This window comes from Amycolatopsis sp. ATCC 39116, assembly GCF_000231075.2.
GTDB classification, from domain to species: domain Bacteria; phylum Actinomycetota; class Actinomycetes; order Mycobacteriales; family Pseudonocardiaceae; genus Amycolatopsis_E; species Amycolatopsis_E tucumanensis.
In genome coordinates this window covers 53,241-76,152 of record NZ_AFWY03000018.1, presented here as the reverse complement: position 1 = coordinate 76,152, position 22,912 = coordinate 53,241, and the positions used below count along the sequence as shown (strand labels likewise).

Below are 22,912 nucleotides of genomic sequence, written 5' to 3'. Positions count from 1 at the left end.
CCGCCACGAAAGGATCCCCGGTGACTCAGACGGTTCCCATCCCGAACGGACTCCCCACCGACCGCGACGCCGGCCCCTTCGACCCGCCCACCGGGTTCACCCGGCTGCGCGAGTCCCGCCCGGTCTGCCCGCTGGTCTTCCCCGACGGCCACGAGGGCTGGCTGGTCACCGGCTACGACGAGGTCCGGCAGGTGCTGGCCGACACCCGGTTCAGCTCCCGCCTGGACCTCGACATCATCCACGTGCCGTACCCGACCCCGGGCATGCCGGAGCAGACCGAGCCGTCCCCGCAGATGCCCGGCCTGTTCATCTCCATGGACCCGCCGGACCACACCCGGCTGCGGCGCAGGCTCACCGGCGCCTTCACCGTCAAGCGCATGAAGCAGCTCGAAGAGCACATCAACGACATCGCCGAGCGGCACCTGGACCAGATGGCGCGGCTCACCCCGCCGGTCGACCTGGTCAAGGAGTTCGCGCTGCCGGTGCCGTCGCTGGTGATCTGCGAGCTGCTCGGCGTCCCGTACGAGGACCGGGAGACGTTCCAGCACAACGCGGCGCGGTTCATGGTCAAGGACATCGAGCTGGAGGAGAAGATCGCCGTCGTCGGCGCGCTCACCGGCTACCTGGCGGAGCTGGTCACCCGCAAGCGCGCCGAGCCCGGCGAGGACATCCTGTCCGACCTGGCCCGGCAGGACGACCTCAGCATCGAGGAGCTGACCGGCATCGCCTTCCTGCTGCTCCTCGCCGGGCACGAGACGACGGCGAACATGTTGGGCCTGGGCACCTTCGCGCTCCTGGAGCACCCCGCGCAGATGGCCGATCTGCGTGCGAACCCGGAGCTGGTGCAGGGCGCCGTCGAGGAACTCCTGCGGTACCTGTCCGTCGCCGACGTCTTCTACCGTTACGCCACCGAGGACCTCGAAGTCGGCGGCGAAACGATCCCCAAGGGGGCGACCGTCGTCGTCTCGCTGCTGTCCGCCAACCGCGACCCCCGCCGCTTCGACGAACCGGACGAGCTGGACGTGCACCGCAACGCCCGCGGGCACATGGCCTTCGGCCACGGCGTCCACCAGTGCCTCGGCCAGCAGCTGGCCCGGCTGGAGATGCGCGCCGGGTTCGCCGGGCTGTTGCGCCGCTTCCCGGACCTCCGGCTCGCCGTCCCGGCGGACGAGGTGCGGCTGCGGACCGACATGAACATCTACGGCGTGCACGAACTGCCGGTCACCTGGTGAACTCGGCGATCAGCTTCCGGTAGGTGTCGAAGGCGGGCTTGGCCGTGTAGTCGTCCCGCAGCAGGCCGAACTGGTGGAACAGGCCGGGGTTCGCGCTGTCCGCGTCCCGCAGCGCGAAATGGGTGTAGCAGCTCACGCCCGCGTCGGCGGCAGCGCGGACGACGGCCTCCACCACCTCGGCTTGCCGCTCGGCGGAGCGCCCTGGCCCGGTCGGCCAGCCGTGCTCGGTGATGTGCAGCGGGACGTCCCCGAACCCGGCCGGCGCGAGGACGTTCTCGCGGTGGTGGCGCAGCAGGCCCGCCACCGCCGCGGGCAGCTCCGCCGCCGCGACCGGCTGGAAGACGTCCGGGAAGAAGTCCAGGCCCACGTAGTCCACCTGGCGCACGAACTCGGCGCCGCCCGCCTTCGCGAGGTCCGCGATGAACGACGCGCCCGGCCCGAACAGCGGGGTGGTGTTGAAGCCGACCCGCAGATCGTGCCCGAGTTCGGTCGCCCGCTCCTTGGCCGCGGCGACCCCGGCGACAATCGCGTCGATCACGCGCGGGTAGTAGCCGTCGAGCACCGGGTTGTCCGGCACGTTCGGCTCTTCCGCGATTTGCAGCGTGCCGGTCACGGCGCCGTACTGCTCGACCAGCCGCCGCACGAACGCGCGGTAGCCGTCCACATCGCCGCTCGCGGACTGGTACTGCGCGACGAGGTCCAGCACGCGGCCGTCACCGGTGTACTGCGCGGCGTCCGCCGGGGTCAGCGTCTCGTGTGGACCGTCCGAAGTAGAGTCGTCGAACCCGAGGTAGGCGCGGATGAGGAACGGGCCTCCGCCCCGCAACGCGGTCAGCGCTCCCCGGATCCGCGCGGGGTTGTCGGGCGGTCCGCCCGCCAGTTCGCCGGAGTCGGTCCCGGTGACACCGCCGGGGTAGATGCCGAAGAGCATGCTCAGTCCTTTCCGGGCCAGGTCAGGGCGCCGCCGCGGATCTCGGCGACGAGGTTTTCCACCCACGCGATCTCCGCGCGGGTCTGGTGGAGCGCGTACTCGGCTTCGATGACGTGCAGACGCGGCACGCCGCTCTCCAGCACCGCGGTCAGCCGCTCCTGGTCGGCGTCGGCGCGTTCGGACAACCGCTGCGCGCGCTCGGTCAGCGCGGCCGCGGCGCCGTCCGGCCCGAGCGCGCCGACGTAGGCGATCGCGCCGAGGAACTCGGGGAACTCCCGCTTCGGCTCGCGGATCCGGCTGTCCAGCCTGCGCACCAGCTCGTCGCGGCCGGCGTCGGTGAGCGCGTAGACGGTCCGTTCCGGCCGGTTGCCGCTGCGTTCGGTGCCCTGCGGCGTGATCCACTCCGCCGCGGCCATCGCCTCCACAACGTCGTACAGCGTGCCCCGGTTGATGGCGCTCGCGCTGCGGGCACGCAGCTCCGTGAACACCTGGTACGGGTGCATCGGCGACTCCAGTAGGAGGCCGAGTACCGCCAGGACCAGCGGATTCTCCAGTGCGCGACGTGGCATAGTCGAAAACTACCATCAGACTTCGACCATTACAAATCCACCCAAGCTTCCGCGCCCGAACCCCGTCGTTAGGGTCTGGACCAGCCGTGGACGGGAGGGGTATGAGCGACCAGGGAACCGACGAGGGTTACGCCAGGGGCCTGAAGAACCGCCAGATCAGCATGATGGCGATCGGCGGCGCGATCGGAACCGGCCTGTTCCTCGGGGCGGGTGCGGCGATCGAGACGTCCGGGCCCGCGCTGATCGCCTCATACGCCGTCGCGGGCGTGGTCATCTTCCTGATCATGCGCGCGCTCGGCGAGCTGCTGATGTACCGGCCGGTGTCCCGCAGCTTCGTCGACTACGCCGAGGAGTTCGTCGGCCGCTTCGCCGGGTTCGCCACCGGCTGGGTCTACTGGCTGATGTGGGTGGTCACCGCGATGGCCGAGATCACCGCCGCCGGGATCTACGTGCAGTACTGGTTCCCGGACATCCCGCAGTGGGTCACCGCGGCGGTCGTGCTCGGGCTGTTGTTCCTGGCCAACCTGATCTCGGTCAAGGTGTTCGGCGAGTTCGAGTTCTGGTTCTCGATGATCAAGGTCGTGACGATCGTCGGGGCGATCGTGCTCGGGCTCGCGGTCATCGTGTTCGGGATCGGGCCCGCCGGTGAGCACGCGACGTTCGCGCACCTGGTCAGCGACGGCGGGTTCCTGCCGCACGGCGCGGGCAGCGCGCTGCTGGCGCTGCAGAGCGTCATGTTCGCCTACCTCGGCGTCGAGCTGATCGGGCTGACCGCGGGCGAGGCGGAGAACCCGCGGGTCGTGCTGCCGAAGGCGATCAACAGCGTGATGGTCCGGATCGGGGTGTTCTACGTCGGCGCGCTGGTGGTGCTGCTGTCGCTGGTGCCGTGGACCGAGTTCCACGGCGGCGAGAGCCCGTTCGTGCGGGCCTTCGACGCGGTCGGCATCCACGGCGCGGCGGGGATCATCCAGTTCGTCGTGCTGACCGCGGCACTGTCCTCGTGCAACTCGGGCATCTACTCGACCGGTCGGATGCTGCGCACCCTCGCCGTGCACCGGTCGGCGCCCGCCGCGTTCGGCAAGCTGTCGAAGCGGCAGGTGCCCGCGGCGAGCATCACCGCGTCCGCGATCGTCATGGCGGCCGGCATCCTGATCAACGCGGTCGTGCCGGAGAAGGCGTTCGCCTACATCACCAGCGTCGCCACGGTCGGGGTGTTGTGGACGTGGGGCGTGATCGTGGTGTGCCAGCTGGTCTACCGCCGCCGCAGCGACCGCGGCGAGCTGCCCGCGTCGGAGTTCCGCATGCCGGGCGCGCCGTGGACCGGGTACCTGGCGCTGGCGTTCCTCGCGCTGGTCGTGGTGCTGCTCGGGTTCGGTGAGGACACCCGGGTGGCCCTCTACGTCACGCCGATCGTGGCGGTGGTCATCGGGGCGGGCTACCTGCTGAGCAACCGGCCGTCGCGCGTCAAGCAGCGGGCGTGATGCGCAGGAGCTTGTCGTCGTTGCCGTCCGACGTGGTCACGTACAACGCGCCGTCGGGGCCGCTGCGCACCGCGCGCAGCCGGCCGTACGTGTCGTCGAACTCGGCGGGCAGGTAGACCTCGGTGACCGCACCCGCCGGGTCCACCGTGAACATCAGCATCTTCTGGCCCTTGAGCGCGACCACGGCCAGCCTGCCGTCCAGCGCGCCCCACTGCGGCCCGGACACGAAAGCCGCGCCGCAGATCGCCTCGGTGATGTCCCCGGAGGTCCACAGTGGCCGGACGGCGTCCGGGAACCGCTGCAGGTCCGTCATCGGCACGTCCTCGTCGTAAGAGTCGACGGTGCCGCCCTGCGACGGGTCCCAGCCGTAGTTGCCGCCGGCGCGGATCAGGTTGATCTCGTCGTCGAACGTCGGCCCGTGCTCGCCCACGAACACCTGGCCGGTGCCCGGGCGCACCGCCACGCCCTGGATGTTGCGGTGCCCGAAGCTGTAGATCCGCTGCTCGTTCGGGTCGGCCGAGGAGATGAACGGGTTGTCCGGCAGCGGCGCGCCGGTGTTCAGGTCGATGCGCAGCACCTTGCCGCCGAGGCTGTGCCGGTCCTGCGACACGTCCGGCCGCGCGGTGTCGCCGGTGCCGACGAGCAGCGCCCCGTCCGCGGCGATCTCCGGGCGGCACCCGGAGTGGCGGCCGCTCTGGTTGACCGGCAGCCCGGTCAGCAGGTCGCGCACCTTGGTCGCGCTGCGCTCGTCCGCCGACAGCGTCCAGGTCACCAGACGGACGTCGACCGCGCGGCCGCCCTCCTGGTGCGTCTGGCAGGTGGTGAACCGGCGGCTGGTGGCGAAGTCCGGGTGCACGACCATCCCCATCAGACCGCCCTCGCCACGCGCCCACACGTCGGAGAAGTCGGCCTGGACCTGGGTGACCGCGGTGCCGCGCACCAGCGCGAGCCGCCCCGGCCGCTGGGTGACGAGCATCGAACCGCCGGGCAGGAAGCCGACGTCCCAGCCGTGCTGCAGCCCGCCGGTCACGACGTCCACCTTCAGCGCGAGGCTCTGCCCGCTGACCGTGGTGGGCGCGGCGACGGTGGCCGGGGTCGACGGCAGGTCCTGTGCGGGCGAAGACGAGCAAGCCGTGACGGCGAGGACGGCGAGCAGTACGGCCCCGATGCGGCGCATGGGGTCATTGTGCCCGGTGTCCGGTGAAGTCCGGGTCTTGATCGCGGGTTTCGGTGCGGTAGATCGTCAGGCCCCGCCGCTGGTAGTTGGCCAGCGCGGCGGGCTGCCCGTCGAGCGTGCAGGTGTGCACCCACACGCGCCTGGTCGGCTCCGCCCCCGGCCAGCGCTCCGGCAGGTCCCACGCCCGCCGCAGCGCCACCGTCAGCAGGTGCCCGCCGATCCCGCGGCCGGTGAACGCGGGCAGCAGCCCGAAGTAGGCCAGTTCCACCTCGCCCGGCTTGGTGCCGTCCAGTTCGGCGTACCCGGCCGGGGTGCCGCGCAGGTACGCCACCCAGGTCTCGTAACCGGGCTGCGCCAGCAGGTCCAGCCACCGCTGCCGGTCCCAGCCGAGCCGGTCCGTCCACTGCCAGTCACCGCCGACGGTGGTGTAGAGGAAGCGGTTGAACTCCGGGCTCGGCACCTCGGCGCGGGTGATGGCGACCGGCTCGTCCGGCGCGGCGGACGGCCGGATCGCGGCCGGGTCCGTCTGCTCCAGGTACCAGGTGGTGATCTCCATGTCCCGATCGTCCCACCGCGATCTCCTGCTGGAGGAGGAGAACGTGCGGCCGCGATGCCGAGGTGGCCGGGCGGTGGCGTTCCTAGCGTCGGAGACATGTCCATCACCAGGGAATTCCTCCGGGCCCCCGCGCACACCGGCGCGATCGCGGCCAGCTCACGGCGCCTGGCGGCGGCCATGGTCGCGGGGATCGGCGTGGAGCGCGCGGCGCACGTCGTCGAACTCGGGCCCGGCACCGGGGTGTTCACCGGAGCCCTGCTCGCCCGGCTGGGACCCGGCGCGCGGCTGACGGCCGTCGAGGTCAACCCGCGGCTGGCCGGCGCGCTCGCGCGGCGGCACGCGGGCGTCGAGGTGATCACCGGATCGGCCGAGGACCTGGCCCGGCACGTGCGCACCGCCGACGTCGTCGTGTCCGGGCTGCCGTGGGCGCTGTTCCCGCGCGCCCGGCAGGAGCGCGTCCTCGACCAGGTCGGCGAGGTCCTCGCGCCGGGCGGACGGTTCGCGACCTTCGCCTACCTGCACGCCGCGTGGCTGCCCGCCGCCAGGCGGTTCGAGGCCGCGCTGGCCCGGCGGTTCGGGTTCGTCGGCCGCAGCCGGGTGGTGTGGGGCAACCTGCCGCCCGCCTTCGTGCACCGAGCGGCCGTGACGCCGTGATCGACGCCATCGCCACCCTCCCGCCCGCGCTGGTCTACCTGGTCGCGGCGGCGGTGATCGCCGCGGAAACCGCGCTGCTGCCGGGGATCGTGCTGCCCACTCTGTCGACGCTGCTGCTCGTCGGCTTCCTCGCCGGGCAGGGCACCGTCGACCTGTGGCTGGCGATGGCGGTCGTCGCGGCCGCGGCCGTGTTCGGCGACCAGCTGGCCTACCTGGAGGGGCGCAGGCTGGGCCGGCGGATCACGTCGGCCCGCTGGCGCCGGGTCGAGTCGCGCATCGCGCGGTACGGGGTGGTGGCGGTGTTCGCGGCGCGGTTCCTCGCCGGGGCGCGGACGCTGATGCCGCGGGTGGCAGGCGCGGCGGCGGTGCCGTACCCCCGGTTCCTGCTGGTGAGCATGGCCGCGGCGGTGGTGTGGGTGGTGGCCGCGCTGCTGGTGGGCAAGGCGGGCGGGTCGCTCATCGGGTGAGGATGTGCGCGGTCTCGTCGTCGGCGGGCAGGAACGTCTCCAGGCGCAGCTCCGACACCGTCACGTCGACCGCGGTGGCGAACGTGGTGATCGCGGTGAGCAGCCGCATCTCGCCGCGGGAGGTGCGCAGGACCAGCGGCACGGCGAACCCGAGGTGGTCGGCGTCCAGGTTCGGCGGCCCGGGCAGGTAGCCCTCCAGCTCGGCGAGCAGTTCGGCGTGCCGGGGGTGCGGGGCCTTCGCGTGTTCCTGGCGGGGCCGCTCCAGCACGTGGCGGGCCCAGTCGTCGAAGTTCCCGATGCGCGGCGCCATCCCGCGCGGGTGCAGGGCCAGGCGCAGCACGTTGACCGGCGGTTCGAGCAGCTCCGGCGCGGCGCCCTCGGTGAGGATGTCGGCGGCCTTGTTGGTCGCGACCAGGTCGCCGAACCGGTCCACCACGATCGCCGGGTACGGCTCGTGCCCGTCGAGGAGCCGATCCAGCGCGTCGAGCACCGGGCGCAGCGCCGGATCGGACAGGTCGGTCTCCGGGTAGGTCGGGGCGTACCCGGCGCTGAGCAGGAGCGCGTTGCGTTCGCGCAGCGGCAGTTGCAGCGACTCGGCCACGCGCACGACCATGCCGCGCCCCGGCACCGACCGGCCGCTCTCCATGAAGCTGACGTGCCGCTGGGTGGTGCCCGCGCGGAGGGCGAGTTCGAGCTGGGACAGGCGCCGCCGGGTGCGCCAGTCCTTGAGGGCACTTCCGAAAGCCGTCGTCACCCCGCATGCTTACTACCGGGAGCGCGTCGCCCGCCATTCCCCGCGGGGAATGACCGACTGGAGGTGTCTGGTGCCCGAGCGGTTCACGGACGAAGAGCTGGCCTTCCTCCGGTTCGCGCGGTTCGGCGAGCTGCCGCCGCGCGTGCTGCCCGACGAGCTGGTGGAGGTCGTGGAGACCGAGCAGCCCGACCTGCCGGTGCGGCAGGCGTTCGAGATCGGGCCGGGCGGGCCCGCCTGATCATTCCCCGGCGGGAATTGTCGCCAGCGCGCCCCGGCGACAGCGTGAGGGCATGCAGATCGGACTTCTCCTGCCCGCCGGGCAGGCCCAGCTCGCGGCCGGCGGCACGGTCGCCGACATCGTGGACATCGCCGTGCGCGCCGAGCGCCTCGGCTTCGACTCGGTCTGGGCGGGCGACTCGCTGTCGCGCGCCCGGGTCGAGCCGCTGACCCTGCTCACCGCCGTCGCGCAGGCCACCGAAACCGTGCGGCTCGGCACCGCGACCCTCATCCCCGCCTACCGCCACCCCGCGCAGGCCGCCCTCACGATCTCCTCGCTCGACCTCGTCTCCGGCGGTCGGCTGATCCTCGGCGTCGGCGCCGGGTTCCCCGGCCGCAGCGAGCACGAGTTCGACCTGGTCGGCGTGGACTTCAAGACCCGCTTCTCGTACCTCGACGACACCGTGACGCTGTGGAAGCAGCTGTGGACCGGCCACCCGGAGTCCTTCCACGGCAAGGTCCTGCACTACGACTGGCTGCCCGAGGTGCCGCGCCCCGCCCAGCCGGGCGGCCCGCCGGTGTGGCTCGGCGGCATCACGCCGGCCGCGCTGCGCCGCGCCGGGAAGCTGTACGACGGCTGGCTGCCGTACCCGCCCGACCCGGCCGACTACGCGAGCGGCCTGGCCACCATCCGCGAGCAGGGGCGCGACGTCACGCCCGCCCTCTTCGCGACCGTCCACCTCGGCGGGGGCACGGCGGCGCTGGAGGAGTACTGCCAGGCCACCTACCAGGCGCCACTCGACTGGGTGGGAAAGGTCCAGGTGATGATCACCGGCGGCCCGGACGAGGTGATCGCCCAGCTCAGGCGCTTCGCCGAGGCCGGGGCCCGGCACATCCTGCTGCGCATCGCGGCGCTCGACCCGCGGGACATCGACCACCAGCTCGCGGGACTCGCCGAAATTTTGTCGCCCCTGCGACGTACCCTGGAACACGAGAGCCCCTGATCCCTCCGCCAGCCCGGGCAGGGGTGTGCCCGCGTGCTCCAGGGAGATCGTTTTCGTGTCCGACCCGCAGTTGTCCGGCCTGCTCTCCGCCGTCCTGCCCGATCCCGCCCTGCGCGCGGTGATCGAGCGGGCCGGCGCGCCCCTGCTCGAGCTCTCCGGCGCCACGGCCACCCGCCAGCTGGTGGTCGCCGCGCTGGCGTCCGACGCCGGGGCGGGCCGCCCGGTGCTGGCCGTCACCGCCACCGGCCGCGAGGCCGAGGAGCTGACGGCCGCGCTGGCGAGCCTGATCGGCGCCGACGCGGTGGCCGACTTCCCGTCCTGGGAGACGCTGCCGCACGAGCGCCTCTCGCCGCGCGCGGACACCGTCGGCCGCCGCCTGGACGTGCTGCACCGCCTGCACACCGACCGCGCCCCGCGCGTGGTGGTGGCCACGGTCCGCAGCCTGATCCAGCCGATGGCGCCGGGCCTGGGCAGCCTCGCGCCGGTCGAGCTGCGCGTCGGCGAGGAGGAGGAGTTCGAGCCGCTGCTGGAGCGGCTGGTCGAGCTGGCCTACACCCGCGTGGACATGGTCGAGAAGCGCGGTGAGTTCGCCGTCCGCGGCGGCATCCTGGACGTCTTCCCGCCGACGGCCGACCACCCGTACCGCGTCGAGTTCTGGGGCGACGAGGTCAGCGAGGTGCGCGCGTTCGCGGTGTCGGACCAGCGGTCGCTGCCCGGCGAGCTGTCCTCCGTCTACGCCCCGCCGTGCCGGGAGCTGCTGCTCACGCCGGACGTGAAGGCCCGCGCCGGCGAGCTGGCCGAGCAGTACGAGGCCGACGCGCAGCTGGCCGAGATGCTCACCAAGCTGGCCGGCGGCATCCCGGTCGAGGGCATGGAGGCCCTCATCCCGGTGCTGTGCGAGGGCGAGCTGGAGCTGCTCACCGACGCGATGCCGGAGGGCACGCACGTCGTGCTGGCCGACCCGGAGAAGATCCGCGCCCGCGCGGCCGACCTGGTGCGCACCGGCCAGGAGTTCCTCGAAGCGTCGTGGATGTCCGCCGCAGGCGGGGGTCAGGCGCCGATCGACCTGGGGGCGTCGGCGTACCGCAACCTGGAAGAGGTCGCCAAACACGCCGGCGAGACCGGCCGGGCGTGGTGGACGCTGTCGCAGCTGACCAGCGAGGACGCGGACGTCATCCGGATCGGCGTGGAGGCCTCGCCCGCCTACCGCGGCGACCTGGAGCGCGCCGTCACCGACCTGCGGGCGCATCTGGCCGCGGACGGCACCGCGGTGCTCGTGGTGGCCGGGCACGGCACCGCCGCCCGCGCCGTCGAGCAGCTGTCCACCGCCGGAATCTCCGCGACGCACGCGGCGGACGGCCTCCTCGACCAGCCCGCGCCGGGCATCGTGACGGTCGCCTGCGGTGGCCTCGCCGAGGGGTTCGTCGCGCCCGAGCTGCGGCTGGTCGTGCTCACCGAGGCCGACCTGACCGGCCGCGGCGCCACCGCCGGCTCGGCGACGCGCGACCTGGGCACGAAGATGCCGTCGCGCCGCCGCAACGCGGTCGACCCGCTGGCCCTCAAGCCCGGCGACTACGTGGTGCACGACCAGCACGGCATCGGCCGGTTCGTGGAGATGGTGCAGCGCACCGTCGGCGGCGCCACCCGCGAGTACCTGGTGCTGGAGTACGCCTCGTCCAAGCGTGGCCACCCCGGCGACCGGCTGTACGTGCCGAGCGACCAGCTCGACGAGGTGTCCCGCTACGTCGGCGGCGAGCTGCCCACGCTGAACAAGCTGGGCGGCTCGGACTGGAAGAACACCAAGGCCAAGGCACGCAAGGCGGTCAAGGAGATCGCGGCCGAGCTGGTGCAGCTCTACGCGGCCCGCCAGGCCTCGCCGGGGCACGCGTTCGGCCAGGACACGCCGTGGCAGCGGGAGCTGGAGGACGCGTTCCCGTTCACCGAGACCAACGACCAGCTCGCCGCGATCGACGAGGTCAAGGCGGACATGGAGCGCGGTGTGCCGATGGACCGCGTCATCTGCGGTGACGTCGGCTACGGCAAGACCGAGATCGCCGTGCGCGCGGCGTTCAAGGCGGTGCAGGACGGCAAGCAGGTCGCGGTGCTGGTGCCGACCACCCTGCTGGCCCAGCAGCACCTGAACACGTTCGCCGGCCGGATGGCGTCGTTCCCGGTGACCATCAAGGGACTGTCCCGGTTCACCGACAAGATCGAGGCGGAGGCGACGCTGGCCGGCCTCGCCGACGGCACGGTCGACATCGTGATCGGCACGCACCGCCTGCTGCAGACCGGCATCCGGTACAAGGACCTGGGCCTGGTCATCGTCGACGAGGAGCAGCGGTTCGGCGTCGAGCACAAGGAGCACATCAAGGCGCTGCGCACGCACGTCGACGTGCTGACCATGTCGGCAACGCCGATCCCGCGCACGCTGGAGATGTCGCTGGCCGGCATCCGCGAGATGTCGACGATCCTGACCCCGCCGGAGGACCGGCACCCGATCCTGACCTACGTCGGCGCGTACGACGACAAGCAGGTCGCCGCCGCCATCCGTCGTGAGCTGCTGCGTGACGGCCAGGTGTTCTACGTGCACAACCGGGTGTCCTCGATCGAGAAGGCGGCGCGCCGGATCCGCGAGCTGGTGCCCGAGGCGCGGGTGGTCACCGCGCACGGCCAGATGAACGAGGAGAAGCTCGAAAAGATCATCCAGGGCTTCTGGGAGCGCGAGTACGACGTGCTGGTCTGCACCACGATCGTGGAGACCGGCCTGGACATCTCGAACGCGAACACGCTGATCGTCGAGCGCGGCGACCTGCTCGGGCTGGCGCAGCTGCACCAGCTGCGCGGCCGCGTGGGGCGCGGGCGGGAGCGCGGCTACGCGTACTTCCTGTACCCGCCGGAGAGCCCGCTCACCGAGACCGCGCACGACCGGCTCGCGACGATCGCGCAGAACACCGAGCTGGGCGCGGGCATGGCGGTCGCGATGAAGGACCTGGAGATCCGCGGCGCCGGGAACATCCTCGGCGCCGAGCAGTCCGGGCACATCGCGGGCGTCGGGTTCGACCTGTACGTGCGGCTGGTCGGCGAGGCGGTCGACGTGTTCCGCCGCAGCGCCGGCGAGGCGCCCGCCGAGGAGGAGGAGCTGCGCGAGGTCCGCGTCGACCTGCCGGTGGACGCGCACATTCCGCACGACTACGTCCCCGGCGAGCGGCTGCGCCTGGAGGCCTACCGCAAGATCGCGGCCGCGGTGGACGACGACGAGCTGCGCGCGGTCGAGGAGGAGCTGATCGACCGCTACGGCCAGCCGCCCGCTCCGGTGCAGCGGCTGCTCGCGGTGGCGCGGTTCCGGCACGTGTGCCGCTCGGCGGGCGTCACCGAGGTTTCCGCACAGGGCAACAACATCCGCTTCGCGCCGCTGGAGCTGATGGACTCGCAGATGGTCCGGCTGAAGCGGCTGTACCCGAAGGCGAACTACAAGGCCGCGATGCGGATGGTGACGGTGCCCAAGCCGACCGAAGGCCCGGCGGGCGGGCGGATGGGCGCGCCCGCGCTGCGTGACGAAGCCTTGCTGGACTGGTGCACCAAGCTCCTGATCAACTTGACCAAGAAGCCCGCCCCCGTCGGTTAGGAGACGCCGTGGTCACGCGGAACGAAGAGAAGAGCCGCTACGAGATCTTCGTCGAGGACAAGCTGGGCGGGTTCGCCGAGTACCGCGAGCGCGGCGACAACGTGATCTTCACGCACACCGAGATCGACGACGCGTTCTCCGGCCAGGGCCTCGGCTCGAAGCTCGCCAAGGCGGCCATCGAGGACGCGGTGGAGCGCGGCAAGACGATCGTGCCGCTGTGCCCGTTCATCGCGGCGTACCTGCGCAAGCACCCCGAGCACGACGCGCACGTGCGCTGGCCGCAGGGGCAGTGAAGTTCGCTCGTCCGGGTCCGGTATGAGAGGGTACGCGGTGTGATGCGGATCATGGGTCGCTCCCGGTCGCTGCTCGCCGCGCTCGTCGCCTGCCTGCTGCTCGCCGGGTGCGGGTCCGGGCCGAGCCAGGTGGGCTCCGCCGTGATCTTCAGCGACCGCGAGATCACCGTGGACCAGGTGCAGGACCTGCTGGACAAGGCCGTGCGCGAGCACCCGGCCGCGCAGCAGCTGTCCCAGCAGCACAAGCTGGACCTGCTCGGCCGCGAGGTCGTGCGCCAGCTGGTGGTCCACGACGTCCTCACGCGCGCCGCCCAGCGGGAGGGGCTGGCTGTCGACCCGCGGCTGCTCGACCAGTTCCTCGCCGCCGACCCGCTCGCCGACCCGGTCGACACCGCGGGCGCGGATCCGTCGCAGCTGGCGCAGCAGATCGCCAACCGGGTGCGCGACCACCGCGAGGTGATCACCGACAGCCTGTTGCTGCAGGCGCTGGGTCAGAAGTACCTCGACCGCATGTCGGTCACGTTCGACTACACGTCGGTGTCCTCCGACATCGGCGGCGACCAGCCGCTGGACCGGCGGGAGCGCGCGATCGCCAAGGCCGAGGAGATGGCGAAGAGCCCGACGGCCGCCGCCGAGGTCATCCGCGCGGACGCGGCCGCGGGGGAGCGCACGAGCACCGGCGAGGCGGTGCCCGCCGCGCAGGCCCCGGACCTCGCCACGCTGGTCCTGTTCGGGGTGCCGCCGGGCACGGTGGTCGCGTTCCAGCCGAGCCAGGAGCAGGCGGTGTGGATCGTCGCGATCGTGCGGGAGCGGAACCTGAACGCGCCGTCCTCGGGCGAGCAGGTCGCGCAGCCGTCGGCGGCGCAGCTCGCGGCCATCGGGCAGCGGCTGCTCCAGCCGTACGTCGAGGAGGCCGGCGTTCGCATCAACCCGCGCTACGGCGTGTGGGATCCTGTGGCCATGAACCTCGCCCCGAGCAGCGCCGAGACCACCGGCGCCGTCGTGCCGGTGAAGGGTGCCGCACAGCCGTGACGGTCGTGCTCCTGCCCTACCCGGACGCCGGGATCCCGCCGGCCGCCGTGCCGTTCCTGCGTGGCGCGCACGCCGTGTACGCGTCCGGGATCGACGGTGAGCTGGCCGATCTGCTGGGCGCGAAGCCCACGCCGGACGACCTGGCCGCGGAGCCGGGCCCGGTGGTGCTGTTCGCCGCGGACGCGGCGGATCCCGCGGTGGAGGCCCTGGTGCGGGCCGGTTCGCGGGTGATCGCCCAGCCGTCCGGGGCGGGCCTGGTCGAGGCCGCGAAGGTGATGGACCGGCTGCGCTCCCCGGGCGGTTGCCCGTGGGACGCCGAGCAGACCCACGACTCGCTGCGGCAGTACCTGGTCGAGGAGACCTACGAGCTGCTGGACGCGATCGAGGAGGGCGACCGCGCCGCGCTGCGCGAGGAGCTGGGCGACGTGCTGCTCCAGGTGCTCTTCCACGCGCGCGTCGCCGCCGAGGACGCCGAGGACCCGTTCGACGTGGACGCGGTGGCGTCCGCGCTGGTCGCCAAGCTGGTCGGGCGGCACCCGCACGTGTTCACCGACGCCGAGCGCGTGCACACCGCCGCGCACCAGCAGGTGCGCTGGGAGGAGCTGAAGCAGGCCGAGAAGCGTCGCGAGTCCAGTGTGGACGGTGTGGCGCTCGGGCAGCCGGCGGTCGCGCTGGCGGGGAAGCTGGGGCAGCGCACCGGCCGCGCCGGCCTGCCCGCGGACCTGTTCCCCGGTGGCGACTCGTCCGCCGAGCAGCTGTTCCGGCTGGCCGCATCCGCGCGGCGGTCCGGGGTCGACCCGGAGGGCGAGCTGCGCGCGGTGGCGAAGCGGTTCGCAGCCGACGTGCGGGCGGCCGAGAAGTCGGCCAGGGCGGCCGGCCTGGACCCGGCGGCCATGGACGCCGACGCGTGGCGCGCCCACTGGCCTCAGGCGAACAGCGACTCGCCCCAGTAGCCGGTCTCGGCCACCCCGGGCGGAACCGCGAACAACGCCGAGCCGGTGTGTTCGAGGTACTCCATCATCGAGTCTTTCGCCGACAACGCCTTCTGCATCGGCACGAACTGGGTGCGCGGGTCGCGGTTGAAGCAGATGAAGAACAGGCCCGCTTCGAGGTGCCCGACGCCGTCGGAGCCGTCGACGAAGCTGTAGCCGCGGCGCAGGATCCGCGCGCCGTTGAGGTTTTCCGCCGACGCCAGCCGGATGTGGGCGTCCGTGGCGATCAGCGGTTCGCCGTCCGCGCCGCCGACGTGCAGGTCCACCGGGTCGAACTCGGCGGTCTGCCCGAGCGGCGCGCCGGTGCCCTTCGCGCGGCCGACGATCCGCTCCTGCTCGTCCAGCGACGTCCGGTCCCATGTCTCGATGTGCATCCGGATCCGCCGCGCGACCAGGTAGCTGCCGCCGGCCATCCAGTCCGGGCCGTCGCCCGGCGCGACCCACACGTGCTGCGCCAGCGCGGCCGGGTCCTCGGCCTTGAGGTTGTTCGTGCCGTCCTTGAAACCGAAGAGGTTCCGCGGCGTCACCTGCGACGTCGACGTCGAGGCGCTGCGCCCGAACCCGAGCTGCGACCACCGCACCTCGGTGGTGCCGAACCCGATTCGCACCAGGTTGCGCACGGCGTGCACGGCGACCTGCGGGTCGTTCGCACACGCTTGGATGCAGAGGTCACCGCCGCTGCGGGCCGGGGCCAGGTTGTCCTTGGGGAAGGCGGGCAGGTCGGCCAGCGCGGCCGGCCGCTTGCCCGCGAGCCCGAAGCGGTCGTCGAACAGGGACGGCCCGAACCCGATCGTCAACGTCAGCGCGGCCGCGGGCAGGTCGAGCGCCTCGCCGGTGTCGTCCGGCGGCGCGGCGCCCGCGCCGCCCACCGCGCCACCCGGAACCACTTCCTGCCCGGCGGTCATCCGGCGTGCGGCGTCGGTCCACTTGCGCAGCAACGAAACCAGCTTCGCCCGGTCCTTCGTCGTCACGTCGAGCGCGGCGAAGTGCAGGTGTTCCTGCGCCGGCGTGACGATCCCGGCCTGGTGCTCGCCGTGGAACGGCACGACCTCCGGCGCGGCCTGCGCTTCCGGCGCGGAGAGCGCGTGGTCGATCCCGGCGCCGGCCGCCGCGCCGGCCCCGGCGAGAGCGACGCCGGCGCCCGCGATCCCCAGCAGCCGGCGGCGGGACACCTGCGTCATCGCGCGACGACCTCCGCCGTCCTGCTCAGCGGCTCGCTCAGGGCGTCCACGGCCGAGGCGAACTCGCGGATCTGGTCCTGGGACAGTTCGGTGTAGTACTTGAACCCGTCGCCGGCGCGCTGCGCGTCGAGCAGGGTCTGCACGTTCTTGAACTGGGCGTCCACTTCGGACACCAGCGCCGGGTCGCGTTCCTGCAGCACCGGCCGCAGGGCCTGGATCGCGGCCTCGGAGCCGTCCAGGTTGGCCTGGAAGTCCCACAGGTCGGTGTGCGAGAAGGTCTCCTCCTCGCCGGTGATCTTGCCGGTGGCGACCTCGTCCATCAGCTCCTTGGCGCCGTTGGCCAGGTCGAGCGGCGTGAGCTGGATGGCCTTGGCCTGCGTCACCAGCGTGGTCACGTCGGCGACGAGCTTGTCGGCGACCTGCGCGCTGTCGGCCTGCAGCCCGGTGACCCACAGGTCCTTCTCCAGCCGGTGGAAGCCGGTGAACTGCTGGCCTTCTTCGAGGTCGGCCTCGCGCACGTCGATCGCCGGGTCGAGGTCGCCGAACTTCTCCGCGACCGGCTCGATGCGCTCGTAGTAGACGCGGGTCGGCGCGTAACGGGCCTTGGCGTCGTCGACGTTGCCGGACTTGACGGCGTCGGCGAACTTCTGGGTTTCGGTCAACAGCGCGTCGCTCTGGCCGGCCACGTAGGTGGCGTAGCTCTTGGTGGCGTCCCCCAGCCTGGTGTTCGCGTCGGCCTGGCGCGTGGCGCCACCGGTGACCGTGAACGCGCCGCGGATGCCGTCGCCGGTCATGCCCGGTTTGCACGCGGTCTGGTACGCGCCGGCGTCGGGCACCTCGACGGTCAGTTTCCGGGTCAGACCGGGTGCGATGTTCTCGACCTCGCCCATGATCCGGTCGCCCTCGGCGTAGAGGTAGAACTCGGTGACCTTGGTGCCCTTGTTGGTCACCTCGAACGTCACGTTGCCCGCGTTCGCGGTCGTCGCCGACACGGTGCACGCGGTGTCGGTGGCGTCGACGGTGATCGGGCCGCCCGCCGCGGTGTTCTGTTCACCGCCGGAGCAGGCGGACAGCACGAGCAGCGCGCCGAATCCCGCGGCGGCGAGTGGGGTCTTGCGCAAGGTCACTCCTTGGAACCGGCCACCGCGGGGGTGGTCCTGTCTGCGGGCCGCCGCAGGAACAGCGGCAGCACGATCACGACGTAGGCGATCCAGGCGATGGCCTGGAGCACGGTCGTCTGCTGCGAGTAGTTGAAGACGCCCTTGAGCAGCGCCCCGTACCACGAGGTCTCCGGGATGGCGGTGGACGCGTCGAAGGCGAGGGTGTGCAGGCCGGGCAGGAAACCGGCTTCCTGCAGGTCGTGCAGGCCGTAGCCGAGGACACCGGCGGCGACGAACACCAGCAGGACGCCGGTGATCGTGAAGAACCTGCCGAGGTCGAAGCGGATGGCGCCGCGGTAGAGGCCGTAGGCGATCGCGACGGCGATGGCGATGCCGACGGCGAACCCGATCAGCGGCTGGGTGGTGCCGCCCTGCGCGGTCTGCACGGCGGCGTAGAAGAAGACCGCGGTCTCCAGCCCTTCCCGTCCGACGGCGAGGAAGGACAGGAGCAGGACCGCGAGCGGTCCGATCGCGAGTGCCTCGTCCATCTTGCCGCGCAGCTCGGCGGTGATGCTCTTCGACGCCTTGCGCATCCAGAAGATCATGGCGGTGACGAACCCGACGGCCACGATCGACAGGCTGCCGCCCAACAGTTCCTGTTGCTCGAACGACAACTGGGCGGTGGTGAAGGTCAGGATCGCGCCGACGCCGACCGAGAGGAGCACTGCCGCGGCGATGCCCGGCCAGACCCAGCGCAGCGCCGAGCGCCTGCCGGTCTTCACGAGGAAGGCGACGAGGATGCTCACGACGAGGGCGGCCTCCAGGCCTTCCCGGAGGCCGATGAGCAGGCTCGAGAACAACACGGGTGGCCTCCCTGGGCGCATCGGACGGAATAGGTTTAGGTAAGGCTCACCTGAATGTCCATCCCGATCTTGTTCGCCTGAACGGAGTAACCTCGCAAATCCGACTGTGCGCAGCGTGTTTGCGCAGGTAGGACACATGGGAACGGGTCGATAACGAAGTTGTGTGATCCGCCCGGCAAGGCGACTGGATAACCTGTCCGGGTGGCAGAACCCACTCAGCCGGGGGACGCCCGGATCCGGCGGTTTTCGCTCCGCGTCCTCATCGGGGCCGCGGTGGCCGGGACCGGGCTGGTGCTCATCCTGACCATCGGCGTGACCCGGCCCGGCGGGGACCCGCAGCCGGTCCAGCCCGCGGTGGCCGCGCGGACGTCGGAGCCGCCGGTGGGTGCGACGGCGCCGCCCCTCGCCCGGCTCGCCCCGGAGGACCGCCCGCGGGAGTCGGACCTGAGGGCGCTGGACACGTGGTCGAACGAGGTCGCCGCGGCGACGAAGCTGCCGGCGCGCCTGCTGGCCGGTTACGGCCGGGCGGAGATGTGGATGCGCGCGGAGTGGTCCGGATGCCACCTGTCGTGGGCGACGCTCGCCGCGATCGGCCAGGCGGAGGCGGTCGGCACCGGCCCGCTCCCGGTGCCGGACGAGATCTGGAAGCAGTGGTCGGCCCGCGCGTCGGGCGACGGAAAGCAGCCGGACCCGAAGGACGTCGACGACGCGGCGCTGACGGTGGCGAGGTCCCTGTGCTCGACGGGCGCCGACCTGGCCACCCCGCAGGGCTGGTGGGCCGCGATCACCGGCAGCCCCACCCTGGCCGCCGAGGCGCAGCTGATCTTCGACACCGCCACCACACTCGCCAAGGCAGCACCGCGCTAGCGGCGCGCAGTGCACACAACCCGAGCTGGGTGGTCATCCCGTCGCCTGAAACCGCAACGATCACTTTGAGCCAGGCCCGCAACCCAGGCCGCCAGCGCGCAGCCGACAACGCAACCTTGCGGGCCTGGCTCAAAGTGATACACCCAACCGGAAGGCGACGGGATGACCACCCAGCGACCACCCACCCGAGGCGAGGGGCGCGCCCTCGGCCATCCCGGAGCCTGCCCGTCCGGCGAGGACATCCCTTGATCTTTAGAGCCGCACCGACCCCGGCGACGCGCCCAGCCGGAAGATCAACCCTCCTGAAGACGAACCCGCGCATTCACCTCGGACAACGCGTCCTGGTACTCCGGCACCGGGTTCATCGCCCAGGCCATGCGCAGCTGTCCCAGAGCTTCGACCAGCCGTCCCAACCTCTGGAGCGTGCGTCCCAGCACGAAGCGGGCGTAGTGGTCGGACGGGTCGAGCTCGAGGACCCGCGTCAGCGCCTGCTCGGCGCGGTTGAGCTGGGCGGAGTGGAAGTAGGCGCGCCCGGCCAGCAGCTGGACGCTCGGCTTGTCCGGTTCGCTTTCCAACACCGGCTGCAGCGCCTTCAGCGCGTCCAGTGGACGCCGCTTCTCGACGAGATCCTCCGCCTCGCGAAACGCGTGCAGCGGGTGGCGGCCTGCTGTTCCCCGCGGGGTCTCTGAGTCTTCCATCTTCTGATCGACGTTACCCCCGGAAAGCGCGTTTCGGCAGGGGCGATCAGGGTGGCTCGGGGCGGCATGATGCACTAACCGGTCATGAGCGAAGAACCGCGGTATCTCGGACTCTCGCCCTACCTGTATTACACCGATGCCACGGAGGCGCTCGACTGGCTGGTGCGCGTCTTCGGCTTCACCGAGAAGGTCCGCTACGTGGACGCGTCCGGCCAGGTCTTCCAGGCCGTGGTCGCCGCGGGTGACGCCGAGATCGTGCTCGCCGGGGTCGGCGCCGACTACTGGGAGGCGAAGGGCGTCGACCGCCCGGTCGGGCAGCTCAACGTCGTGTACGTGCCCGACGCCGACGCGCAGCACGAGTACGTCTGCGCGGCGCTCGGGGAAGGCTGCGACGTGCCGCCGCCGCAGGACCAGCCGTACGGGGCGCGGGTGTTCACGGTGCTGGATTGCGGGGGCAACAGCTGGACGTTCTGGCAGCAGATCTCGGACACCGCCGATCTGCCGTCCGGGTGGCAGGAGGTCAGGGCCGGCGAGTGACGCGTGCCTCCACCGGGTGAACGGCGATGGCGGCTACGCTGGTCGCGTCTTCGCTGGACAAACCGATGAGGAGCAGTTGTGGCGGTCATTGAGCAGGTAGGCGCGCGCGAGATCCTGGATTCGCGTGGCAACCCGACCGTTGAGGTGGAGGTGGCTCTCGACGACGGCACGCTGGCGCGGGCCGCTGTCCCGTCGGGCGCGTCCACCGGCGAACACGAGGCCGTCGAGCTGCGCGACGGTGACCCCAAGCGCTACAACGGCAAGGGTGTCGAGCGCGCGGTCGCCGCGGTGCTCGACGAGATCGGCCCCGAGCTGGCCGGTGTGGACGCCGTCGACCAGCGGATCGTGGACCAGAAGCTGGTCGACCTGGACGGCACCCCGGACAAGTCGCGGCTGGGCGCGAACGCGCTGCTGGGTGTTTCGCTCGCCGTCGCGAAGGCCGCCGCCGAGTCGGCCGAGCTGGAGCTGTTCCGCTACCTGGGCGGCCCGAACGCGCACGTGCTGCCGGTGCCGATGATGAACATCCTCAACGGTGGCGCGCACGCCGACACAGACGTGGACATCCAGGAGTTCATGATCGCCCCGATCGGCGCGGAGTCCTTCCGCGAGGCGCTGCGCTGGGGCACCGAGGTGTACCACTCGCTCAAGTCGGTGCTGAAGGGCCGCGGCCTGGCCACCGGTCTCGGCGACGAGGGCGGGTTCGCGCCGAGCCTGTCCAGCAACCGCGAGGCGCTGGACCTGATCACCACGGCCATCGAGAAGGCCGGGTACGCCCCGGGCCGGGACATCGCGCTGGCGCTGGACGTCGCCGCCACCGAGTTCTTCTCCGCGGGCTCCTACACGTTCGAGGGCAGCAAGCGGACCGCCGAGCAGCTGGGCGCCTACTACCAGGAGCTGGTGGACGCCTACCCGCTCGTGTCGATCGAGGACCCGCTCTCCGAGGACGACTGGGACGGCTGGGTCGCGCTGACCCAGCAGATCGGCGACCGGGTCCAGCTGGTCGGCGACGACCTGTTCGTCACCAACCCGGACCGCCTCGAGGACGGCATCAACCGCGGCGCCGCGAACGCGCTGCTGGTGAAGGTGAACCAGATCGGCACGCTGTCGGAGACGCTCGACGCGATCGCGCTGGCCACGTCCAGCGGCTACAAGTCGATGATGAGCCACCGCTCCGGCGAGACCGAGGACACCACGATCGCCGACCTCGCGGTCGCGACCGGGGTGGGCCAGATCAAGACCGGCGCCCCGGCGCGCAGCGAGCGCGTCGCGAAGTACAACCAGCTGCTGCGCATCGAGGAGACCCTCGGCGACGCCGCCCGGTACGCCGGCGAGCTGGCGTTCCCGCGGTTCTCGGCGGAGAGCTGACCGGCGTAGATGACGCAACGCGGATCCCAGCGCGTGAGGCGCCCCCGGCGCACGGAGGGCTCGTCGGCCCGCCGTGCGGAGGGGGCGCCCGCGCGCCGTCCGCAGCTCGCCCGGCGGGTGGCCGCCGGGAAGGCGCGCCTGCGCCGGAGCCAGGGCAAGCCCGGCGCCGGCGCGGCGCGGGTGCTGGGGATGTCCACCACGCGGCGGGCCGCCGTGCTCGCGATCGTGGTGTGCGCGCTGGCGTTCACGGTCGCCGTGCCGCTGCGCACGTACCTCGCGCAGCGCGCCGAGGTGGCCGAGCAGGAGCAGCGGCAGGCGCAGCTGCAGCACGACGTGCAACTGCTGGAGCAGCGCAAGGCCGCGGTGTCGGACCCGGCGCAGGTCGAGGCGGAGGCCCGGCGGCGGCTGCGGTACGTCATGCCCGGGGAGACGCCCTACATCGTGCAGTTGCCCGGTGAGGGCGCGGTTCCGCCTGCCGGGCAGGCGCCGGACCCGGTGGCTTCCGGGGATGCCGCCTGGTATCAGCAGCTGTGGAGCACCGTCGGCGGCTGACGGCGCGATGGCTGCGACAATGGGTTCGTGAGCAAGACGGACCTGCCCTCGTTCGAACCGGTCACCGAGGCTGACCGGATCATCATCTCCGAGCAGCTCGGCCGGCCCGCGCGTGCGTTGCGGGCGGTGGCCGCGCGCTGCCCGAGCGGGCACCCGTCCGTCGTGCAGACCAACCCGCGGCTGGAGAACGGCACCCCGTTCCCGACGCTGTACTACCTGACCTGCCCGCGGCTGACGTCGCTGGTCGGCAGGCTGGAGGCGTCCGGGATCATGAAGGAGATGACCGACCGGCTCGCGGAGGACGCCGAGCTCGCCGCGGCGTACCAGCGGGCCCACGAGTCGTACCTCGCCCAGCGGGACGCGCTGGAGCCGCTCGGGCACGAGGTCACGGCGGGCGGCATGCCGGGGCGGGTCAAGTGCCTGCACGTGCACCTCGCGCACAGCCTCGCGATGGGCCCGGGGATCAACCCGTTCGGCGACGAGACGCTGGAGCTGCTCAAGGCGGACTGGCCCAGCGGCGACTGCGCGAAGTAGCTTCTCCGGCGCTGGGCGCTGGGCGCTGGGCGCTGGGCGCTGGGCGCTGGGCGCTGGGCGCTGGGCGCTGGGCGCGACTGAGCCACCGAGAGCGCGGTGCCTAGCAGGGCGCTGCGGGCGCTACGCCTCGCTTGACGCTGAGCCCGCCGACGTGGCCGCTCTGGTTGCCCGCGGTTAGTGCTGGGCGCGCCCGCGACCGAGCCGCCGCGAGGGTGGTGTCCGGCGGGGGTGC

General features: G+C 72.2%; 24 protein-coding genes. 15 read left to right on the top strand and 9 right to left on the bottom strand.

The window, feature by feature from the left end:
* Nucleotides 1–20 precede the first annotated feature (20 nt).
* Complete coding sequence (locus AMY39116_RS0319995) at nt 21–1,232, top strand: cytochrome P450 (protein ID WP_020419416.1); 1,212 nt, start codon at nt 21–23, stop codon at nt 1,230–1,232.
* Here AMY39116_RS0319995 and AMY39116_RS47575 read toward each other — a convergent pair.
* Nucleotides 1,222–2,163, bottom strand: coding sequence for a hypothetical protein (locus AMY39116_RS47575; RefSeq protein ID WP_020419415.1), 942 nt, complete (start codon nt 2,161–2,163; stop codon nt 1,222–1,224). The genes AMY39116_RS0319995 and AMY39116_RS47575 overlap by 11 nt on opposite strands.
* A 2-nt stretch (nt 2,164–2,165) precedes the next feature.
* Complete coding sequence (locus tag AMY39116_RS0319985; protein WP_027936074.1) at nt 2,166–2,732, bottom strand: PadR family transcriptional regulator; 567 nt, start codon at nt 2,730–2,732, stop codon at nt 2,166–2,168.
* A gap of 101 nt (nt 2,733–2,833) precedes the next feature.
* Here AMY39116_RS0319985 and AMY39116_RS0319980 point away from each other — a divergent pair, with 101 nt between their 5' ends.
* Nucleotides 2,834–4,213: an amino acid permease gene (locus AMY39116_RS0319980; RefSeq protein WP_020419413.1), complete on the top strand. Its 1,380-nt coding sequence runs from the start codon at nt 2,834–2,836 to the stop codon at nt 4,211–4,213.
* Here AMY39116_RS0319980 and AMY39116_RS0319975 read toward each other — a convergent pair.
* Nucleotides 4,197–5,390, bottom strand: coding sequence for a sorbosone dehydrogenase family protein (locus AMY39116_RS0319975; RefSeq protein ID WP_020419412.1), 1,194 nt, complete (start codon nt 5,388–5,390; stop codon nt 4,197–4,199). The two genes, AMY39116_RS0319980 and AMY39116_RS0319975, sit on opposite strands and share 17 nt — an antisense overlap.
* A gap of 4 nt (nt 5,391–5,394) precedes the next feature.
* Nucleotides 5,395–5,946: a GNAT family N-acetyltransferase gene (locus AMY39116_RS43260; RefSeq protein WP_020419411.1), complete on the bottom strand. Its 552-nt coding sequence runs from the start codon at nt 5,944–5,946 to the stop codon at nt 5,395–5,397.
* A 96-nt stretch (nt 5,947–6,042) separates the two neighbouring features.
* On the opposite strand from AMY39116_RS43260, the gene AMY39116_RS0319965 reads away from it, so the two are divergent.
* Together AMY39116_RS0319965 and AMY39116_RS0319960 are read left to right on the top strand one after the other, a co-directional pair.
* The gene (locus tag AMY39116_RS0319965) at nt 6,043–6,600 is read left to right on the top strand and encodes a class I SAM-dependent methyltransferase (RefSeq protein ID WP_020419410.1); all 558 of its coding nucleotides are present in this window, start codon (nt 6,043–6,045) and stop codon (nt 6,598–6,600) included.
* Nucleotides 6,597–7,067 carry a DedA family protein gene (locus AMY39116_RS0319960; protein ID WP_020419409.1) on the top strand — a complete coding sequence of 157 codons (471 nt, stop codon included), beginning with the start codon at nt 6,597–6,599 and terminating at the stop codon, nt 7,065–7,067. The genes AMY39116_RS0319965 and AMY39116_RS0319960 overlap by 4 nt, the downstream gene beginning before the upstream one ends.
* On the opposite strand, the gene AMY39116_RS0319955 is transcribed toward AMY39116_RS0319960, so the two are convergent.
* Nucleotides 7,057–7,821, bottom strand: coding sequence for a helix-turn-helix transcriptional regulator (locus AMY39116_RS0319955; protein WP_020419408.1), 765 nt, complete (start codon nt 7,819–7,821; stop codon nt 7,057–7,059). The genes AMY39116_RS0319960 and AMY39116_RS0319955 overlap by 11 nt on opposite strands.
* 70 nt (nt 7,822–7,891) lie before the next feature.
* On the opposite strand from AMY39116_RS0319955, the gene AMY39116_RS46840 reads away from it, so the two are divergent.
* Genes AMY39116_RS46840 through AMY39116_RS0319925 form a run of 6 tightly spaced genes read left to right on the top strand, consistent with a single transcriptional unit; the run spans nt 7,892 to nt 14,944 of the window.
* Complete coding sequence (locus tag AMY39116_RS46840; RefSeq protein WP_020419407.1) at nt 7,892–8,059, top strand: hypothetical protein; 168 nt, start codon at nt 7,892–7,894, stop codon at nt 8,057–8,059.
* 52 nt (nt 8,060–8,111) lie between these two features.
* A complete protein-coding gene (locus AMY39116_RS0319945) occupies nt 8,112–9,041 on the top strand; it encodes an LLM class flavin-dependent oxidoreductase (RefSeq protein ID WP_020419406.1) in 930 nt (309 codons plus the stop codon).
* Nucleotides 9,042–9,096: 55 nt separating this feature from the next.
* Entirely contained in the window at nt 9,097–12,666 is a 3,570-nt protein-coding gene (gene mfd / locus AMY39116_RS0319940; RefSeq protein ID WP_020419405.1) for a transcription-repair coupling factor, read from the top strand.
* Nucleotides 12,667–12,674: 8 nt separating this feature from the next.
* Nucleotides 12,675–12,959 (top strand): GNAT family N-acetyltransferase, encoded by a 285-nt coding sequence (locus tag AMY39116_RS0319935; RefSeq protein ID WP_020419404.1) that lies wholly within the window; start codon nt 12,675–12,677, stop codon nt 12,957–12,959.
* A gap of 51 nt (nt 12,960–13,010) precedes the next feature.
* On the top strand, nt 13,011–13,991 hold the full coding sequence (locus AMY39116_RS0319930; RefSeq protein WP_235716176.1) for a hypothetical protein: 981 nt from the start codon (nt 13,011–13,013) through the stop codon (nt 13,989–13,991).
* Complete coding sequence (locus tag AMY39116_RS0319925) at nt 13,988–14,944, top strand: MazG family protein (RefSeq protein WP_020419402.1); 957 nt, start codon at nt 13,988–13,990, stop codon at nt 14,942–14,944. Before AMY39116_RS0319930 ends, AMY39116_RS0319925 begins: the two co-directional genes overlap by 4 nt.
* On the opposite strand, the gene efeB is transcribed toward AMY39116_RS0319925, so the two are convergent.
* Genes efeB through efeU form a run of 3 tightly spaced genes read right to left on the bottom strand, consistent with a single transcriptional unit; the run spans nt 14,917 to nt 18,127 of the window.
* Nucleotides 14,917–16,164 carry an iron uptake transporter deferrochelatase/peroxidase subunit gene (gene efeB, locus AMY39116_RS0319920; protein ID WP_020419401.1) on the bottom strand — a complete coding sequence of 416 codons (1,248 nt, stop codon included), beginning with the start codon at nt 16,162–16,164 and terminating at the stop codon, nt 14,917–14,919. The genes AMY39116_RS0319925 and efeB overlap by 28 nt on opposite strands.
* A complete protein-coding gene (efeO, locus tag AMY39116_RS0319915) occupies nt 16,161–17,291 on the bottom strand; it encodes an iron uptake system protein EfeO (protein ID WP_020419400.1) in 1,131 nt (376 codons plus the stop codon). The genes efeB and efeO overlap by 4 nt, the downstream gene beginning before the upstream one ends.
* Entirely contained in the window at nt 17,288–18,127 is an 840-nt protein-coding gene (gene efeU, locus AMY39116_RS0319910; RefSeq protein ID WP_020419399.1) for an iron uptake transporter permease EfeU, read from the bottom strand. The genes efeO and efeU overlap by 4 nt, the downstream gene beginning before the upstream one ends.
* A 201-nt stretch (nt 18,128–18,328) precedes the next feature.
* Between efeU and AMY39116_RS0319905 the strand changes: the two genes are divergently transcribed.
* On the top strand, nt 18,329–18,994 hold the full coding sequence (locus tag AMY39116_RS0319905) for a hypothetical protein (protein ID WP_020419398.1): 666 nt from the start codon (nt 18,329–18,331) through the stop codon (nt 18,992–18,994).
* 293 nt (nt 18,995–19,287) lie between these two features.
* On the opposite strand, the gene AMY39116_RS0319900 is transcribed toward AMY39116_RS0319905, so the two are convergent.
* Nucleotides 19,288–19,692: a tetratricopeptide repeat protein gene (locus AMY39116_RS0319900; RefSeq protein ID WP_020419397.1), complete on the bottom strand. Its 405-nt coding sequence runs from the start codon at nt 19,690–19,692 to the stop codon at nt 19,288–19,290.
* 84 nt (nt 19,693–19,776) lie between these two features.
* On the opposite strand from AMY39116_RS0319900, the gene AMY39116_RS0319895 reads away from it, so the two are divergent.
* From AMY39116_RS0319895 to AMY39116_RS0319880, 4 genes are all read left to right on the top strand, one after another.
* Entirely contained in the window at nt 19,777–20,229 is a 453-nt protein-coding gene (locus AMY39116_RS0319895) for a glyoxalase/bleomycin resistance/extradiol dioxygenase family protein (RefSeq protein ID WP_020419396.1), read from the top strand.
* Between the two features lie 78 nt (nt 20,230–20,307).
* A complete protein-coding gene (gene eno / locus AMY39116_RS0319890) occupies nt 20,308–21,594 on the top strand; it encodes a phosphopyruvate hydratase (RefSeq protein ID WP_020419395.1) in 1,287 nt (428 codons plus the stop codon).
* Between the two features lie 33 nt (nt 21,595–21,627).
* Nucleotides 21,628–22,146, top strand: a complete 519-nt coding sequence (locus tag AMY39116_RS0319885; protein WP_020419394.1) for a septum formation initiator family protein — start codon at nt 21,628–21,630, stop codon at nt 22,144–22,146.
* A gap of 27 nt (nt 22,147–22,173) precedes the next feature.
* Complete coding sequence (locus tag AMY39116_RS0319880) at nt 22,174–22,680, top strand: DUF501 domain-containing protein (protein WP_020419393.1); 507 nt, start codon at nt 22,174–22,176, stop codon at nt 22,678–22,680.
* The last annotated feature ends 232 nt before the right edge of the window (nt 22,681–22,912 follow it).

Coding starts and splice junctions, on each gene's coding strand:
- AMY39116_RS47575 (WP_020419415.1), bottom strand. CDS start 2,163: ATGCTCTTCGGCATCTACCCCGGCGGTGTCACCGGGACCGACTCCGGC.
- AMY39116_RS0319985 (WP_027936074.1), bottom strand. CDS start 2,732: ATGCCACGTCGCGCACTGGAGAATCCGCTGGTCCTGGCGGTACTCGGC.
- AMY39116_RS0319980 (WP_020419413.1), top strand. CDS start 2,834: ATGAGCGACCAGGGAACCGACGAGGGTTACGCCAGGGGCCTGAAGAAC.
- AMY39116_RS0319975 (WP_020419412.1), bottom strand. CDS start 5,390: ATGCGCCGCATCGGGGCCGTACTGCTCGCCGTCCTCGCCGTCACGGCT.
- AMY39116_RS43260 (WP_020419411.1), bottom strand. CDS start 5,946: ATGGAGATCACCACCTGGTACCTGGAGCAGACGGACCCGGCCGCGATC.
- AMY39116_RS0319965 (WP_020419410.1), top strand. CDS start 6,043: ATGTCCATCACCAGGGAATTCCTCCGGGCCCCCGCGCACACCGGCGCG.
- AMY39116_RS0319945 (WP_020419406.1), top strand. CDS start 8,112: ATGCAGATCGGACTTCTCCTGCCCGCCGGGCAGGCCCAGCTCGCGGCC.
- AMY39116_RS0319930 (WP_235716176.1), top strand. CDS start 13,011: ATGGGTCGCTCCCGGTCGCTGCTCGCCGCGCTCGTCGCCTGCCTGCTG.
- efeB (WP_020419401.1), bottom strand. CDS start 16,164: ATGACGCAGGTGTCCCGCCGCCGGCTGCTGGGGATCGCGGGCGCCGGC.
- AMY39116_RS0319900 (WP_020419397.1), bottom strand. CDS start 19,692: ATGGAAGACTCAGAGACCCCGCGGGGAACAGCAGGCCGCCACCCGCTG.
- AMY39116_RS0319895 (WP_020419396.1), top strand. CDS start 19,777: ATGAGCGAAGAACCGCGGTATCTCGGACTCTCGCCCTACCTGTATTAC.